Source organism: Pseudomonas sp. 22082 (genome assembly GCF_052046055.1).
GTDB lineage: Bacteria > Pseudomonadota > Gammaproteobacteria > Pseudomonadales > Pseudomonadaceae > Aquipseudomonas > Aquipseudomonas pharyngis.
This window is the reverse complement of sequence record NZ_JBQEQB010000024.1, coordinates 104,225-120,514: the sequence shown is the minus strand read 5'-3', so window position 1 is coordinate 120,514 and position 16,290 is coordinate 104,225. Positions and strand designations below refer to the sequence as shown.

Here is a 16,290-nt window from a genome sequence, read left to right as displayed (position 1 = left end):
GATCGAACCGCCGACATTCTGCTTGTAAGGCAGACGCTCTCCCAGCTGAGCTAATCACCCGTTTGCATCTCCGAGGCCGCGAAATTTACGCAGGTAGCGAACCTAAGTCAATAGCAGGATTGAAGTTTTTCTAAAAAAGACGAAATTGCTTCATTCCGTATAAATCATCTTCTTGGTCATACCGCCATCGACCACGAATTCCTGCCCCGTCACAAACCCTGCATTCTTCGACAGCAACCACGCCACCATCGCTGCCACATCCTCGACCGTCCCTACCCTGCCCGCAGGATGCTGGGCATGATCGGTATCGGTCAGCGGTTCCGCGCGCCGGGCGGATGGATCCCGCGCATCGATCCAGCCCGGACTGACCGCATTGACGCGAATCTCCGGCCCGAGACTGATCGCCAGTGCGTGAGTCAAAGCCAGCAAGCCACCCTTGCTCGCCGCGTACGCCTCCGTATCAGGTTCCGACTGCGCCGCACGGGTCGAGGCCAGATTGACGATTGCCCCGTTGTGCGCACGCAGATACGGCGCGCAGTGCTTGGCCAGCAACATCGGCCCACCGAGGTTCACCGCCAACACCCGATTCCAGTAAGCCAGATCGAGACTTTCCAGCGTGATGTTGTGCGGATCGGCCACGGCAGCGTTGCACACCAGCGCATCCAGACGACCGAATTGTCCCAGCACCTCAGCGACACCGAGCGCCACCTGGCTTTCGTCCGCGACGTCCATGGCGATGAACCAGGCGTTCTCGCCCAGCACCTTCGCCACTTTCGAACCACGGACACGATCAAGGTCGGTCAATACCACCTGCCAGCCTTCGCTGATCAACCACGCAGCGATGCCCAGACCGATCCCGCGCGCAGCACCCGTGACCAATGCAACGCGGCCATGGGTGCCGATCTTCGGCGTAGACAACTCGATCACAACGCCGCCAGACCGCGCGACAGATCGGCTTGCAGGTCAGCCACGTCTTCCAGACCGACCGCGATGCGGATCAGGCTGTCACGAATGCCGGCAGCCTCGCGCTCCTGGGGCGCCAGACGGCCGTGGGACGTAGTGCTCGGGTGGGTGATGGTGGTTTTGCTGTCACCCAGATTAGCGGTGATCGAGATCAAACGGGTCGCATCGATGAAGCGCCAGGCGCCCTCTTTTCCGCCCTTCACCTCAAAGCTCACCACCGCGCCGAAGCCTTTCTGCTGACGCTGAGCCAGCTCGTGCTGCGGATGGCTCTTGAGACCGGCGTAATGCACCTTCTCGATGCCGTCCTGCTGCTCCAGCCATTCGGCCAGTTGCTGGGCGTTGGCGCAATGCGCCTTCATCCGCAGGTTCAGGGTTTCCAGACCCTTGAGGAAGATCCAGGCGTTGAACGGGCTCAGGGTCGGCCCGGCGGTACGCAGGAAACCGACGATTTCTTTCATCTGTTCGCTGCGACCGGCAACCACACCGCCCATGCAACGGCCCTGACCATCGATGAACTTGGTGGCCGAATGCACAACGATGTCTGCGCCTAATTTCAGCGGCTGCTGCAACGCCGGCGTGCAGAAGCAGTTGTCGACTACCAGCATCGCACCCTTGGCGTGCGCGATTTCCGACAGCGCGGTGATATCTACCAGCTCAGCCAACGGATTGGACGGCGACTCGACGAACAGCAATTTGGTGTTGGACTTGATCGCTGCGTCCCAGGCCGACAGATCGGCCAGCGGCACGTAATCGACTTCCACGCCAAAACGCTTGAAGTACTTCTCGAACAGACTGATGGTCGAACCGAACACGCTGCGCGACACCAGCACATGATCGCCGGCGCTGCACAGACTCATCACCACCGCCATGATCGCGGCCATGCCGGTGGCCGTGGCCACCGCCTGCTCGGCGCTTTCCAGCGCGGCGATGCGCTCTTCGAAGGCGCGCACGGTCGGGTTGGTATAACGCGAGTAAACGTTGCCCGGCACTTCCCCGGCAAACCGTGCGGCGGCGTCAGCGGCGGTACGGAACACGTAGCTGGAAGTGAAGAACATCGGATCACCGTGCTCGCCTTCCGGCGTACGGTGCTGACCGGCACGTACGGCCAGGGTATCGAACGCTACGCCTTCGAGGTCGCTGTCCAGCCGACCGGCATCCCATTCCTGACTCATGCTGTCACTCCTTGCCCTGTTCTCGATAAATAAAAGTCTTTTGCCAGATACAAAACCGGCCCCTAGGGGCCGGTTGAAACTCAGTTGTTGTACAGATCGATGATCGCACTGACCGCCTGGGTCTTGACCTTCGAGGCATCGTTGCGTGCCTGTTCGATCTTGTTCAGGTAAGCCTCGTCGACGTCGCCGGTGACGTACTTGCCGTCAAACACTGCGCAATCGAAGTTTTCGATCTTGATCTTGCCGCCGCCGACCGCTTCGATCAAGTCAGGCAGGTCCTGATAGATCAGCCAGTCAGCGCCGATCAGGTCGGCCACGTCCTGGGTCGAACGGTTGTGCGCGATCAGCTCGTGAGCGCTCGGCATGTCGATGCCGTACACGTTCGGGAAGCGCACAGCCGGAGCCGCCGAGCAGAAGTAGACGTTTTTCGCGCCGGCTTCGCGGGCCATCTGGATGATCTGCTTGCAGGTGGTGCCACGTACGATCGAGTCGTCGACCAGCATCACGTTCTTGCCGCGGAATTCCAGCTCGATGGCGTTGAGCTTCTGACGTACCGATTTCTTGCGCGCGGCCTGGCCGGGCATGATGAAGGTACGACCGATGTAGCGGTTCTTGACGAAGCCTTCGCGGAATTTCACGCCCAGATGGTTGGCCAGCTCCAGCGCGGCAGTGCGGCTGGTGTCCGGAATCGGGATGACCACGTCGATGTCGTGCTCTGGACGCTCGCGCAGGATCTTCTCGGCCAGCTTCTCACCCATGCGCAGACGGGCCTTGTAGACCGACACGCCGTCGATGATCGAATCCGGACGCGCCAGGTAGACGTGTTCGAAGATGCACGGGGTCAGGGACGGGTTGGTCGCGCACTGACGGGTGTGCAGCTTGCCGTCTTCAGTGATGTAGACCGCTTCGCCCGGCGCCAGGTCGCGGATCAGGGTGAAGCCGAGCACATCCAGCGAAACACTTTCGGAGGCGATCATGTACTCGACGCCTTCGTCGGTGTGACGCTGGCCGAACACGATCGGGCGGATGCCGTGCGGGTCACGGAAGCCGACGATGCCGTAACCGGTCACCATCGCCACGACAGCGTAGCCACCGACGCAACGGTTATGTACGTCGGTCACGGCGGCAAACACGTCTTCTTCGGTCGGTTGCAGCTTGCCGCGCTGGGCCAGCTCGTGAGCGAACACGTTGAGCAGCACTTCCGAGTCGGAGCTGGTGTTGACGTGACGCAGATCGGATTCGTAGATCTCTTTGGCCAACTGTTCAACGTTGGTCAGGTTACCGTTGTGCGCCAGGGTGATGCCGTACGGCGAGTTGACGTAGAACGGCTGAGCCTCGGCCGACGTCGAGCTGCCGGCAGTCGGGTAACGGACGTGGCCGATACCCATGTGGCCGACCAGGCGCTGCATGTGACGCTGTTGAAACACGTCACGCACCAGGCCATTGTCCTTGCGCAAGAACAACCGGCCATCATGGCTGGTCACGATACCGGCAGCGTCCTGGCCGCGGTGCTGGAGCACGGTTAGCGCGTCATACAGCGCCTGATTGACGTTCGACTTACCGACGATACCGACGATGCCACACATGCGACGCAACCCCTACTTAATGGATCTGAACTGAACAACACTCACTGAGGCGTTTTGGCCGACGGCAAGAGTTGCTCCTTGAACGGAATATCAGCGGGTACGCTGATTCCGCTGGCAAGCCACTGACTGCTCCACCCGAGAATCAGGTTCTTGGACCAGTCTGCGACCAATAGAAACTTTGGCACGAGCTGTGATTCTTTCCACCACCCGTCCTGCTGTACCGGCCCCAGGCTCAACAGCCCGACCGCCACGACCACCAGCAACACGCCACGCGCAGCGCCGAAGGCCATGCCGAGGAATCGATCGGTCCCGGACAACCCGGTGACGCGAACCAACTCGCCGATAAGATAATTGATCATTGCGCCCACGATCAGTGTGGCGACAAACATGATGGCACAGCCCGCGATCACGCGAGCCGACGGTGTTTCGATGTATCCGGCGAGGTACTCGGACAGTGAGCCACCGAACATCCAGGCAACAGCTCCTGCGATGATCCAGGTCACCAGCGACAATGCTTCTTTGACGAAGCCGCGGCTCAAACTGATCAAAGCGGAGATGGCGATGATTGCAACGATCGCCCAGTCAACCCAGGTAAATGGCACAGTGCAGCCTACAGACGGATAAGGCGGCGCATTTTAGCAGAGCGCATGGCTGTCGGTAAGCTGCGATTTTCAGTGCATTTCTATCGAAGTGATAGATATCAGCCGCGTTCAGGCTGGAAGCGCACCACAAACCCCTTGAGGTTCTGCTGGCGGCTCAACAGATCGCGCAGACGATCGGCTTCGGCGCGCTCGATCAGCGGGCCGACGAACACCCGGTTCTTGCCATCGGCCGAACGGATGTAAGCGTTGTAACCCTGGCTGCGCAGGGTTTTCTGCAGGCTTTCGGCGCTGGCACGGCTCGACAGGCTGGCCAGTTGCACCGACCAACTCACCGACAGGCCATTGGCATCGACGCGGCTTTGAGTGGTATCCGGTTTGGCAGACAGCGCAGCGATCGGCTGCGCCGGAGCCGTGGTTGGCTTGGCCACGGGAGCGGGAGCCGGCGCAACCGGTTTGGCTACCGGCGCCGGAGCCTGGGCTGGCGCGGCGGAAGCAATCGGCGCCGTTGGCACAGCCTGCTCGGCGACTTCGTCATCGCTTGGCACTGGCTCTTGCGGCAGAACCTGCGGCTCGGGCACCGCCACGGTTTCCATCTGGATCTGCGCCACGGCGGGCGCTTGCGGCGCGGTCGGCGCCTCGACGGTCACCTGACGCTGTTCATCCTGACGGGAAAACAGCATCGGCAGGAAAATCACCGCCAGCGCCACCAGCACCAGGGCACCGACCATGCGCTGCTTGTACGCTTTATCCAGCAAAGCCATTTGCCGCTTCCTCCGTGGAGCGCCGAGACAGCCATTCGAGGGCCTCGGCGACACAATAAAATGATCCGAACAGCAAGATCTCGTCGTCGCTGGTGGCCACTGCACACTGCCCTTCCAGAGCGGCCGCCACGCTGTCATAAGACGTGACCGAGGCGCCAAGGTTCTGCAATGCCTGATTCAATTCATCCACCGGACGCGCACGTGGCGAATCCAGTGGCGCCACCGCCCAGTGCTGGACGCTGGCATTCAACTCACCGATGACACCGTCCAGATCCTTGTCCGCCAGCAGGCCGAACACCGCCAGACGCTTGCCGACCGGTGGACGAGCAGCCAGACGCCGGGCCAGATACTCCGCCGCATGCGGGTTGTGGCCAACGTCCAGCAGCAGGTTCAGACGTTTGCCGTTCCATTCGAAGGAGCGACGATCGAGGCGACCGACCACGCGAGTTGCCTGCAGCGCCGCAACAATCTGCCCGGCCTCCCATGGCAAACCGAGCAGCAGATAAGCCTGCAACGCCAACGCGGCGTTTTCCATCGGCAGATCAAGCAGCGGCAAATCACGCAGCTCGACGACCTGACCGTCAGCATTAGTGCCGCGCCACTGCCAGAATTGATCAGTGATGCCGAGATCAAAATCGCGCCCGCGCAGGAAGAACTGGCAAGCAAGCTCGTGCGCCTTGTCCAGCAGGGGTTGTGGAGGATTCAGATCGCCGCACAGTGCAGGTTTGCCCTGACGGAAAATCCCGGCCTTCTCGAAGGCCACGGATTCGCGGGTATTGCCCAGGTATTCGGCGTGGTCGACACCAATGCTGGTGACCAGCGCGATATCGGCATCGACCACGTTGACCGTGTCCAGACGCCCGCCCAGCCCGACTTCCAGCACCACCGCGTCGAGCCCGGCCTGTTGAAACAGCCAGAACGCCGCCAGGGTGCCCATTTCGAAGTAAGTCAGGGAAGTGTCGCCGCGCCCCGCTTCGACCGCCGCGAAGGCTTCGCACAGCTGCGCATCAGTGGCTTCGACGCCATTGAGCTGCACCCGCTCGTTGTAACGCAGCAGGTGCGGAGAATTGTAGACACCGACGTTCAGGCCCTGTGCCCGCAGCAAGGAAGCCACGAAAGCGCAGGTCGAACCCTTGCCGTTGGTGCCGGTGACCGTAATCACCCGTGGCGCCGGCTGGCCCAGTCCCATGCGGGACGCTACCTGTTGCGAACGCTCCAGCCCCATGTCGATGGCCGATGGATGCAACTGTTCAAGGTAGGCGAGCCACTCGCCAAGGGTGCGCTCGGTCATACGTTGGCAGGCACCGGCGGAACGACGATCGGCTCGATCGGCGCAGCAACGAATTTAGGCGTCGGCTTGCCGGTCAGTTGCGCCAGCAGGTTACCCAGACGCGGGCGCAGTTCGCGACGGTCGATGATCAAATCGATGGCGCCGTGCTCCAGCAGGAACTCGCTGCGCTGGAAGCCTTCCGGCAGTTTTTCACGCACGGTCTGCTCGATCACGCGTGGACCGGCGAAACCGATCAGCGCTTTAGGCTCGCCAACGATCACGTCGCCCAGCATCGCCAGACTGGCGGAAACGCCGCCGTAGACCGGGTCGGTCAGCACGGAGATGAACGGAATGCCTTCTTCACGCAGACGCGCCAGCACCGCCGAGGTCTTGGCCATCTGCATCAGAGAGATCAGGGCTTCCTGCATCCGCGCACCACCGGAGGCGGAGAAGCAGACCATCGGGCAACGGTTTTCCAGTGCATAGTTGGCGGCGCGCACGAAGCGCTCACCGACGATGGCGCCCATGGAACCGCCCATGAAGCTGAACTCGAACGCCGAAACCACGACAGGCATGCCCAGCAGGGTGCCGCTCATGGAAACCAGTGCGTCCTTCTCGCCGGTCTGCTTCTGGGCAGCGACCAGACGGTCCTTGTACTTCTTGCCGTCACGGAATTTCAGACGGTCAACCGGCTCCAGGTCAGCACCCAGTTCGGCACGGCCTTCGGCGTCCAGGAAGATGTCGATGCGCGCCCGTGCGCCGATGCGCATGTGGTGGTTGCATTTAGGGCAAACGTCCAGGGTCTTTTCCAGCTCCGGACGATACAGCACAGCCTCGCAGGACGGGCATTTGTGCCACAGACCCTCAGGGACCGAGCTCTTCTTGACCTCGGAACGCATGATCGAAGGGATCAGCTTGTCTACCAACCAGTTGCTCATGCTTTCTTTCTCCAGTACCGGCGGCCCGAACGCTCTGGTTCGCGGCCCCGCGTATGCCCTTCAGCTAAATTCATGTGTGGCGATGATCGTCCGGGCTGCCGGGTCAGCGGAACTGACCTGCGTACACCCCGAAAAGACCCTCAGCCTCTTTTCTACAGAGCTGTGGACGGCGGCAGTCTGCCAGCCGTCACATCAGCGTACGGCGTTGATGAATGCACGAATCTTTGCGTGATCCTTGATGCCCTTGCTCGCCTCTACCCCGCCGCTGACATCCACGGCATACGGCCGCACCCGGGCGACCGCATCGGCGACGTTCTCCGGCGTCAGGCCGCCGGCCAGAATCAACGGCTTGCTCAAGCCTTGCGGAATCAATGACCAGTCGAACGCCTCGCCGGTTCCGCCGGGCACGCCTTCGACATAAGTGTCGAGCAGCACGCCGCTGGCGCTCGGGTAGGCATCGCAGGCAGCGGCAATGTCATCGCCCGCCTTGACCCGCAAGGCCTTGATGTACGGCCGGTGCCAGCCTTCACACTCGGCGGCGGTCTCGTCGCCATGGAACTGCAACAGATCCAGCGGCACGGCATCGAGGATTTCCCCGAGCTCGCAGCGGCTGGCATTGACGAACAACCCGACCGTGGTCACGAACGGCGGCAATGCAGCGATGATCGCCCGCGCCTGCTGTACGGTCACGGCCCGGGGACTTTTAGCGTAGAACACAAAACCGATGGCATCGGCCCCGGCCTCGACGGCTGCCAACGCATCTTCTATGCGGGTAATCCCGCAAATCTTGCTGCGAACGGCTGACATGTCGATAAAAACCCCAAGGCAAATCCGAGAAAGTCCCGGATGGTAACAAATGCGTTCGAGGGCGTCAGCCGTCAAGTTCCGCGAAACCCGTAAGGAAATGTGGCCCGATGAAACGCTCGGGCAACGGAAACTCGTCGTGGTACTCGACCTGCACCAGATACAGGCCGAACGGATGCGCCGTGACCCCGCCGGAACGCCGCTCGCGGCTCTCCAGCACTTCTTTCATCCACTCTACCGGCCGCTCGCCGGCACCGATGGTCATCAGCACGCCGGCGATGTTGCGCACCATGTGATGCAGGAACGCGTTGGCGCGGATGTCCAGAACGATCATTTTGCCGTGACGGGTCACGCGCAGGTGATGCATCTTCTTGATCGGCGACTTGGCCTGGCACTGGCCGGCACGGAAGGCACTGAAATCATGAGTACCGATCAGGTACTGCGCGGCTTCGGCCATGCGCTCGACGTCCAGAGGACGGTGATTCCAGGTGATTTCTTCGTTGAGATGCGCCGGGCGGATCTGATCGTTGTAGATCACGTAGCGATAACGCCGGGCAATCGCCTTGAATCGCGCATGGAAATGCGCCGGCATGACCTTCGCCCAACTGACGCTGATGTCGTGGGGCAGATTGATGTTGGCGCCCATGACCCAGGCTTTCAGCGAACGGTCGACCTGGGTGTCGAAATGCACCACCTGCCCGCAGGCATGCACACCGGCGTCGGTGCGCCCGGCACATTGCAGTGAGATCGGCGAGTCGGCGACCTTCGACAGGGCTTTTTCCAGGGTTTCCTGCACGGTGAGCACACCGGTGGACTGGCGCTGCCAGCCGCTGTAGCGCGAGCCCTTGTATTCAACGCCCAGCGCGACGCGGAAAAAGCCTTCGGGTGCCATTTCGGCGGCCGGGTTATCTATGTTTGCCAAGTCGGTACAGCCTGCTGATCTACAAAGGCGGGCATTATAAGGCGGCGGGACGGGGAAACCAGACCCAAACAAAAACGGCAGCCTCATGGGCTGCCGTTTTGTTTACCGCTGAATGCCGACTCAGGCCAGATGCGACAGCATTTCGCTCGCTTCGCTCTTCTGCTTGTCGTTCCCCTCACTGATGACCTCATTGAGGATATCGCGCGCGCCGTCGTTGTCGCCCATGTCGATGTAGGCCTGCGCCAGATCGAGCTTGGTCGCGGCTTCGTCAGTACCGGACAGGAAGTCGAAGTCATCCTCCCCCAGATCATCACCCAGCGCGGCATCGGCCTCGGTGAAGCTTGGCTCGTTGATGCTGCCCGACAGGCGATCCAGCTCGGCGTTGACGTCGTCCAGTTCGGCGGCGAACGCATCCGGCTCGGCGGGCGCCGCGTCCATTTCGTCAGCCAGGGACAGGTCGAAATCGGCTGGCAGCTCCAGATCATCCTGCGGCACGTCGGCCACGGTTGGAGTTTCGACCAGCGGCAGATCCTTCACGCCTTCGTCCAGATCCAGCAGGAAATCATCGTCTGCCAGCTCGACCGGCGTAGGCGCAGGGTCGGCACCGAGATCCATATCCAGGTCGAAATCCGACAGGTCGTCGAGGTTTTCCTTGATGTCGGTCTGCTGTTGCAGCACGGACTCGAAGCTCAGGTCGTCGTCAGTCGGGAACGCATCCAGCTCGACTGGCGCTTCCGGCTCGACAGTCGCCAGAGGCTCTACTGGCGTGATGTTATCCAGATCGTCGAGGCTCAGGTCGAAAGCGCTGTCCAGTTCAGCATCTGCCGCGGCAGGCGCTTCAGGCTCGTCGAGCAGCAGCTCCTTGACGTATTCCGCGTCCAGCTCGGCAGCCATGGCCGCAGCCGCCAGGCCGCTGGTCGCGACGACCGCCATGGCCGGGAAGCGGCTTTTCAGCTCTTCGACCTTGGCGAAGTTGTCGCCATTGGCGACCAATTGGCGCTCCTGACCGACGAACGCATCGCGATCACCCTGACGACCGTAGACTTCCATCAGTTTCAGACGCAGATCGCTGCGCTGCGGCTCCAGGCTCACGCCCTCCTCCAGCAACGCGGCGGCTTGATTCAGACGACCGCCGTCGATGTGCGACTGCGCCTTGTCCAGCACGTCGTCGGAACGCTCGGCGGCCGGCGCCACCAACGGCGCGGCGATCGGCTCGGCCATCACGACTGGCGCCACTACAGCAGCAGCGGCTGGGGCTTGGGCTGGGGCTGGGGCTGGGTTCAGCTTGACGCTGGCGGCTGGCACTTCCAGACCTTCGAAGCTGCTTTCAGGCAGATCGAGATCCTGGGAGAAGGATTGCTCCTCCAGGGCACGGGCCATGCGCAGGTGTTTTTCGGCTTCCTGCTGCGCCTTGCGGCGGCGGGCCAGCAGCAACAGCAGGAGCAGCAGAACCACCGCACCGCCACCGACCAGACCCAGCAGGATCGGATTGGTCAGCAGTTCGTTGAAGGTTTTCTCGTCATCGGCGGCCGGCGTGGTTTCAACCACAGGCTCGACAACCGGCTCGACTGGTGCCTGAGCGGCGGCTTCAGGCGCAGGTGCGCCCGGAGCAGCCTCTGCCGGAGTGGCCGGCGGCGTGGCCGCCAGTTCCGCGGTGATCGCCGGCACCACTGGCGCAGTGGCGGCGGTCGCGGGAGCAGCGCCCGAGCCTTCGGCCTGCATTTTCGCCAGTTGATTGTTCTTCAGCTCGATCAGGCGCTGCAGCTTGTCCAGCTGGCTTTGCAGATCGGCCATGCGGCTTTTCAGCTCTTCGTTGTCACGGCGGGTGGTGTCGAGACTCTCCTGGGTCACCGCCAGTTTGTTGCTCAGGGCCTTGGCGTCGCCGGCCGGACCCTTGCCACGCGCCTTGGCGCTTTCGGCGGACACCAGGCTCAGGTTGTCCTTGGCGTTTTGCGCAGCGCCGGTATTGGCGCGGCCACGATTGGTCGCATCGAGTTGCTGCTGACCGGTGCCCGGCTTGGCCACATAACGACGGCCCTGACGCCAGGCTTCGTTCTGCGCGGCCACTTCGGCAATCGCTTTGGACTGCGGCAGTGCGGTGCTTTGCACTTGGTCCGGCAGACGCAGCACCTGACCGGTTTTCAGGCGGTTGATGTTGCCACCGATGAACGCGTCCGGGTTCAAGGCCTGGATCGCCAGCATGGTCTGCTGCACCGAACCGCCGGTGCGCGCCTTCGCGGCGATTTCCCATAGGGTGTCGCGCGGCGTGGTGGTGTGGGTCGAATGGGTGGCGCCGGTGGTCGGTGCGGTAATGGTTTGCGCTGGCGCGGGTTGAGCGGCGGCATCGGCGGTCTGCGGCGAAAACTTCGACGGATCCAGCAGCACGCTGTAGTCACGCAGCAGGCGGCCGTTCGGCCACATTACCTGCACGAGGAATTTCACCATCGGTTCCGACAGCGGTTTGCTCGAGGTAACGCGCAGCACACTTTTGCCGCTGGCGTTAAGCACCGGGGTGAACGTCAGATCATTGAGGAAGGCCTGGCGATCGACCCCGGCCTTGGCGAAATCTTCCGGCGAGGCCAGGCTCGGCACCACTTCGGCAGCGGTCAGATCCTTGACATCGAGCAGCTCGATTTCCGCTACCAGCGGCTGGTTCAGGGTCGACTTCAGGGTCAGCTCCCCGAGCCCGAGGGCATGCGCCATACCGGAGGACAGCGCCGAGGCGGCCGCTATTGCTAACACCAGTTTGCGAACTTGAACCATAGCCTCTTCCTTTGTTTGAACGTTCCTCGGCCAGCGAGAAGATGTTGATAGTCGCTGCCGTAAGGCATTGCGCGCGACGACGACAGCATGCCGCGCGCGATCATTTCTTTGATGCCCCGGAAAGTCCCGGAGGGTGACACGTTGCCAACTGCTCCGGCCAAGCATAGCGCCCGGCTAGAATCAGTCGACAAATTGTTGCCAAGTATCTTTTACAGCAGGTCTTTTATCAACAACTCGGCGACCTGCACGGCGTTGAGGGCCGCACCTTTGCGTACGTTATCTGACGTCAGCCACAGATTAAGTTCCGACGGTTCGTCGACACCGGCACGTACCCGCCCGACGTAGACCACGTCCTGCCCCACCGCGTCACCGACGGCGGTCGGATAATCACCGGCTTCGACCAGCTCGATGCCCTCGGCCTCTTCAAGCGCGGCGTTAACCTTTTCCAGGTCCACCGCGCTCGCTGACTGCAAGGTCACGCTAAAGCTATCGCCAAAAAACACCGGGGCTTGAACACAAGTTGCGGAAATCTTTAATAAAGGCTTGGTCAGCACCTGACGCAGCTCGCGCACCAGGCGTTTTTCCAGCAGCGTATGACCTTGCGCATCCGGTGTGCCGACCTGGGCCAGCAGGTTGAAAGCCATCTGCCGGTCGAAGAATGTCGGCTCCAGCGGACGCATGTTCAGCAGCTCGGCGGTCTGGCGCGCCAGCTCGGTCACGGCTTCGCGGCCCTGGGCGGAAACCGCCAGATTGGCGGTGACATGCACGTATTGCAGTTCGATCAGATCGAGCAGCGGCGCCAACACCACGGCCAAAGTAGTGGCCGACGGGCTTGGACTGCTGACCTGGAACGGCACTTTCAAACCGGACAGCACATCGGCATTGGCTTCCGGCACCACTTGCGGCGCCTGATCCGCCGGCAAGGCGCCGGACAGATCGACCAGCGAGCAACCCGCCGCGTGAGTGCGGGCGGCGTAACTCAGGGTGATGGCCGGGCCGGCGGCGAAGAACGCCAGTTTGACCTTGCTGAAATCGAACTCGTCGACTTCACGCACGCGCACGTTCTTGTTGCGAAACAGCACCGAGCTGCCGGCGGATTCACTGCTGGCCAGCAGGTGCAGCGTGCCGACCGGGAAGTCGCGCTCTTCGAGAATCTGCACAAGGGTTTCGCCGACAGTACCGGTGGCGCCGATCACGGCAATATCAAGGGTCTGGGTCATGTTGCTACCTCTGGCGAAACGGGGGGAGCGGCACTTTACCGGGTGAGTCGCACGCAGGCAATTCGCGCCCGCCGCGAAGAGCGGACGCAGAGCGTCCATGGCTGCATTCCCACGCAGAGCATGGGAACGATCAACAGGTACAAAAAAACCCGCGCCTCTTGCAAGGCGCGGGTTCTTTCATTGCATCAAGCGATCAACGCTCAAGCAAAATCCGCAGCATGCGGCGCAGCGGTTCGGCCGCGCCCCACAGCAGTTGGTCGCCGACGGTGAAGGCACCGACGAACTGCGAACCCATGTTCAGCTTGCGCAGACGACCAACCGGTACGTTCAGGGTGCCGGTGACTTTCGTCGGGCTCAGCTCCTGCATGCTGATTTCACGGTTGTTCGGCACCAGCTTGACCCAAGGGTTGTGCTGGCTGATCAGCCCTTCGATATCGGCGATCGGCACGTCCTTGTTCAGCTTGATGGTCAGCGCCTGGCTGTGGCAGCGCATGGCGCCGATGCGCACGCAGATACCATCGACCGGGATCGGGCTCTTGAAGCGACCGAGGATCTTGTTGGTCTCGGCCTGGGCCTTCCACTCTTCGCGGCTCTGGCCGTTCGGCAGTTCCTTGTCGATCCACGGGATCAGGCTGCCGGCCAGCGGTACGCCGAAGTTTTCGGTCGGGTATGCGTCGCTGCGCATGGCTTCGGCCACACGGCGGTCGATGTCGAGGATCGCGCTGGCAGGATCGGCCAGTTGATCGGCGACAGCGGCGTGGGTCGCGCCCATCTGCTTGATCAGTTCACGCATGTTCTGTGCACCGGCACCAGACGCCGCCTGATAGGTCATGGCGCTCATCCACTCGACCAGACCGGCTTCGAACAGACCGCCCAGCCCCATCAGCATCAGGCTGACGGTGCAGTTGCCGCCGATGTAGTTCTTGGTGCCCGCATCGAGCTGCTGGTCGATGACCTTGCGGTTGACCGGATCGAGGATGATAACGGCGTCGTCGTTCATCCGCAGGCTCGAGGCCGCGTCGATCCAGTAACCCTGCCAGCCGGCTTCGCGCAGCTTCGGGAATACTTCGCTGGTGTAGTCGCCGCCCTGGCAGGTCAGGATCACGTCGAGGGTTTTCAGCTCTTCAATGCTGTAAGCGTCCTTGAGCGGAGCAATGTCCTTGCCCACGGACGGGCCTTGGCCACCGACATTGGAAGTGGTGAAAAACACCGGCTCGATAAGATCGAAATCCTGCTCTTCCAGCATCCGCTGCATGAGCACGGAACCGACCATGCCGCGCCAACCGATCAGACCTACACGTTTCATCGCAACTACACCTTCTTGAAAAGTGGGCCGCTGCTTTGTCTTGAATTTCGCAGCGGGCCCGAGAGATTACAGATTCCGCAGCGCGGCGACTACTGCGTCACCCATTTCCTGCGTACCGACTTTAGTGCAACCGGTCGAAAAGATGTCGCCGGTGCGCAGACCTTGATCCAGCACCACACTGACCGCTTTCTCGATGGCGTCGGCGGCTTCGTGCAGGTTGAAGCTATAACGCAACATCATCGACACCGACAGGATGGTCGCCAGCGGGTTGGCAATGCCTTTGCCGGCGATGTCCGGTGCCGAGCCGTGGCAAGGCTCGTACATGCCCTTGTTGTTGGCGTCCAGCGAGGCCGACGGCAGCATGCCGATGGAGCCGGTGAGCATCGACGCTTCATCGGACAGGATGTCGCCGAACATGTTGTCGGTGACGATCACGTCGAACTGCTTCGGTGCACGCACCAGTTGCATGGCGGCGTTGTCGACGTACATGTGGCTCAGTTCAACGTCCGGGTAATCCTTGGCCACCTGCTCGACCACTTCACGCCACAGTTGGCTGGACGCCAGCACGTTGGCCTTGTCCACCGAGCACAGCTTCTTGCCACGCACGCGGGCCATGTCGAAACCGACGCGGGCGATACGGCGGATTTCGCTTTCGCTGTACGGCAGGGTGTCGTAGGACTGGCGCTCGCCGTTTTCCAGGGTGCGGGTGCCGCGCGGTGCGCCGAAGTAGATGCCGCCGGTCAGCTCACGGACGATCAGGATGTCCAGGCCGGCAACGATTTCCGGCTTCAGGCTCGAAGCCTCGGCCAGTTGCGGGTACAGGATCGCCGGACGCAGGTTGCCGAACAGGCCCAGTTGCGCACGGATTTTCAGCAGACCGCGCTCAGGGCGGATGTCACGCTCGATGGTGTCCCATTTCGGGCCGCCGACGGCGCCCAGCAGCACGGCGTCGGCGGCACGGGCGCGATCGAGGGTTTCATCGGCCAGCGGCACGCCGTGCTTGTCGATGGCGGCGCCACCGATCACGTCATGGCTCAGCTCGAAGCCCAGGCTGTACTTGTCGTTGGCCAGCTCCAGCACCTTGACCGCTTCGGCCATGATTTCCGGACCAATACCGTCGCCTGGGAGAATCAGAATCTGCTTGCTCATGCTTTCCTCGTGTCTTCAGTCGGTGCGCCGTCGACGGGCGCGCCGGGAAAAATGCTTGTCGTTCGAAACTTACTTTTCAGCCCAGAGCACCAGTACATCTGTACTGAACGAACCATCGGCCTCAATCTCAAAATATTCGCGCACTTCGTTGCCCATCGACTGCTGCAACTGGCGGATCGCGGCGCGCATCACTTCGGGTGTGCGCATACGCTCGACCCAGCTGTTGTACTCCAGACGCAGGCGCTGGCGCGTAGTGCTGCGGGTGTGCAGACCGGCCTCGCTGACCTGGCGCAACCACTCACCGGCCGAATAATCGCGCACATGGCTGGTGTCGCGCAGCACTTCGACGCTCTGCAAATAGGTGTCGAACAGCGGGCTGCCCGGCGACAGCACATCGATGAACGCCGCCACGCCGCCCGGTTTCAGCACCCGGCGCACTTCGCGCAAGGCCACGCCGAGATCGCTCCAATGGTGCGCCGAATAACGGCTGAACACGAAGTCGAACTCGCCATCGGCGAACGGCAGGCGCTCGGCGGCGCCGTTGACCGTGGACACATTGCTCAAGTCGCGATCAACCGCAGCGGCGGCGACCACGTCGAGCATCTGCTGCGACAGGTCGTAGGCCACCACTTCCTTCACCAACGGGGCGACGTGAAAACTCACGTGCCCGGCGCCGCAACCCAGGTCCAGCACCCGCGCCTCGCCCTGCCCCGCCAACTCAGCCTGCAGCAGCGCAAATTCAGTGCCTTGAGCGTGAACGGCGCTACTCAGGTAGGCGGCGGCCTGTTCACCGAATTGCTTCTGTACAACCTGACTGTGGGCGGTGCTGGTCAT

The 16,290-nt window shown here is 62.1% G+C and carries 14 protein-coding genes; all 14 read right to left on the bottom strand.

Annotation, left to right across the window (positions count from 1 at the left end):
* Positions 1–150 precede the first annotated feature (150 nt).
* The 14 genes from ACTJK9_RS24495 to ACTJK9_RS24430 all read right to left on the bottom strand — a co-directional run bounded on the left by ACTJK9_RS24495 (position 151) and on the right by ACTJK9_RS24430 (position 16,290).
* A complete protein-coding gene (locus ACTJK9_RS24495) occupies positions 151–927 on the bottom strand; it encodes an SDR family oxidoreductase (protein ID WP_041475192.1) in 777 nt (258 codons plus the stop codon).
* Entirely contained in the window at positions 924–2,135 is a 1,212-nt protein-coding gene (locus ACTJK9_RS24490) for an O-succinylhomoserine sulfhydrylase (RefSeq protein WP_064594841.1), read from the bottom strand. Before ACTJK9_RS24490 ends, ACTJK9_RS24495 begins: the two co-directional genes overlap by 4 nt.
* An 80-nt stretch (positions 2,136–2,215) precedes the next feature.
* On the bottom strand, positions 2,216–3,721 hold the full coding sequence (gene purF, locus ACTJK9_RS24485) for an amidophosphoribosyltransferase (protein ID WP_007956466.1): 1,506 nt from the start codon (positions 3,719–3,721) through the stop codon (positions 2,216–2,218).
* Between the two features lie 41 nt (positions 3,722–3,762).
* Positions 3,763–4,323 (bottom strand): CvpA family protein, encoded by a 561-nt coding sequence (locus ACTJK9_RS24480; RefSeq protein ID WP_039771589.1) that lies wholly within the window; start codon positions 4,321–4,323, stop codon positions 3,763–3,765.
* Between the two features lie 98 nt (positions 4,324–4,421).
* The gene (locus tag ACTJK9_RS24475; protein WP_440816853.1) at positions 4,422–5,084 is read right to left on the bottom strand and encodes an SPOR domain-containing protein; all 663 of its coding nucleotides are present in this window, start codon (positions 5,082–5,084) and stop codon (positions 4,422–4,424) included.
* A complete protein-coding gene (gene folC / locus ACTJK9_RS24470; RefSeq protein ID WP_440816850.1) occupies positions 5,068–6,375 on the bottom strand; it encodes a bifunctional tetrahydrofolate synthase/dihydrofolate synthase in 1,308 nt (435 codons plus the stop codon). The genes ACTJK9_RS24475 and folC overlap by 17 nt, the downstream gene beginning before the upstream one ends.
* Positions 6,372–7,292, bottom strand: a complete 921-nt coding sequence (gene accD, locus ACTJK9_RS24465; protein WP_064378840.1) for an acetyl-CoA carboxylase, carboxyltransferase subunit beta — start codon at positions 7,290–7,292, stop codon at positions 6,372–6,374. The genes folC and accD overlap by 4 nt, the downstream gene beginning before the upstream one ends.
* 192 nt (positions 7,293–7,484) lie before the next feature.
* Entirely contained in the window at positions 7,485–8,099 is a 615-nt protein-coding gene (locus tag ACTJK9_RS24460) for a phosphoribosylanthranilate isomerase (protein WP_039771595.1), read from the bottom strand.
* 64 nt (positions 8,100–8,163) lie between these two features.
* Positions 8,164–8,988: a tRNA pseudouridine(38-40) synthase TruA gene (truA, locus tag ACTJK9_RS24455; RefSeq protein WP_039771597.1), complete on the bottom strand. Its 825-nt coding sequence runs from the start codon at positions 8,986–8,988 to the stop codon at positions 8,164–8,166.
* A gap of 150 nt (positions 8,989–9,138) precedes the next feature.
* On the bottom strand, positions 9,139–11,781 hold the full coding sequence (locus ACTJK9_RS24450; RefSeq protein ID WP_440816847.1) for a FimV/HubP family polar landmark protein: 2,643 nt from the start codon (positions 11,779–11,781) through the stop codon (positions 9,139–9,141).
* Positions 11,782–11,990: 209 nt separating this feature from the next.
* Positions 11,991–13,001 (bottom strand): aspartate-semialdehyde dehydrogenase, encoded by a 1,011-nt coding sequence (locus ACTJK9_RS24445; protein WP_440816844.1) that lies wholly within the window; start codon positions 12,999–13,001, stop codon positions 11,991–11,993.
* 193 nt (positions 13,002–13,194) lie between these two features.
* Positions 13,195–14,307: an aspartate-semialdehyde dehydrogenase gene (gene asd, locus ACTJK9_RS24440; RefSeq protein WP_011333354.1), complete on the bottom strand. Its 1,113-nt coding sequence runs from the start codon at positions 14,305–14,307 to the stop codon at positions 13,195–13,197.
* Positions 14,308–14,373: 66 nt separating this feature from the next.
* Positions 14,374–15,456, bottom strand: coding sequence for a 3-isopropylmalate dehydrogenase (gene leuB, locus ACTJK9_RS24435; RefSeq protein ID WP_039770158.1), 1,083 nt, complete (start codon positions 15,454–15,456; stop codon positions 14,374–14,376).
* Positions 15,457–15,525: 69 nt separating this feature from the next.
* Positions 15,526–16,290, bottom strand: a complete 765-nt coding sequence (locus tag ACTJK9_RS24430) for a class I SAM-dependent methyltransferase (protein ID WP_440816840.1) — start codon at positions 16,288–16,290, stop codon at positions 15,526–15,528.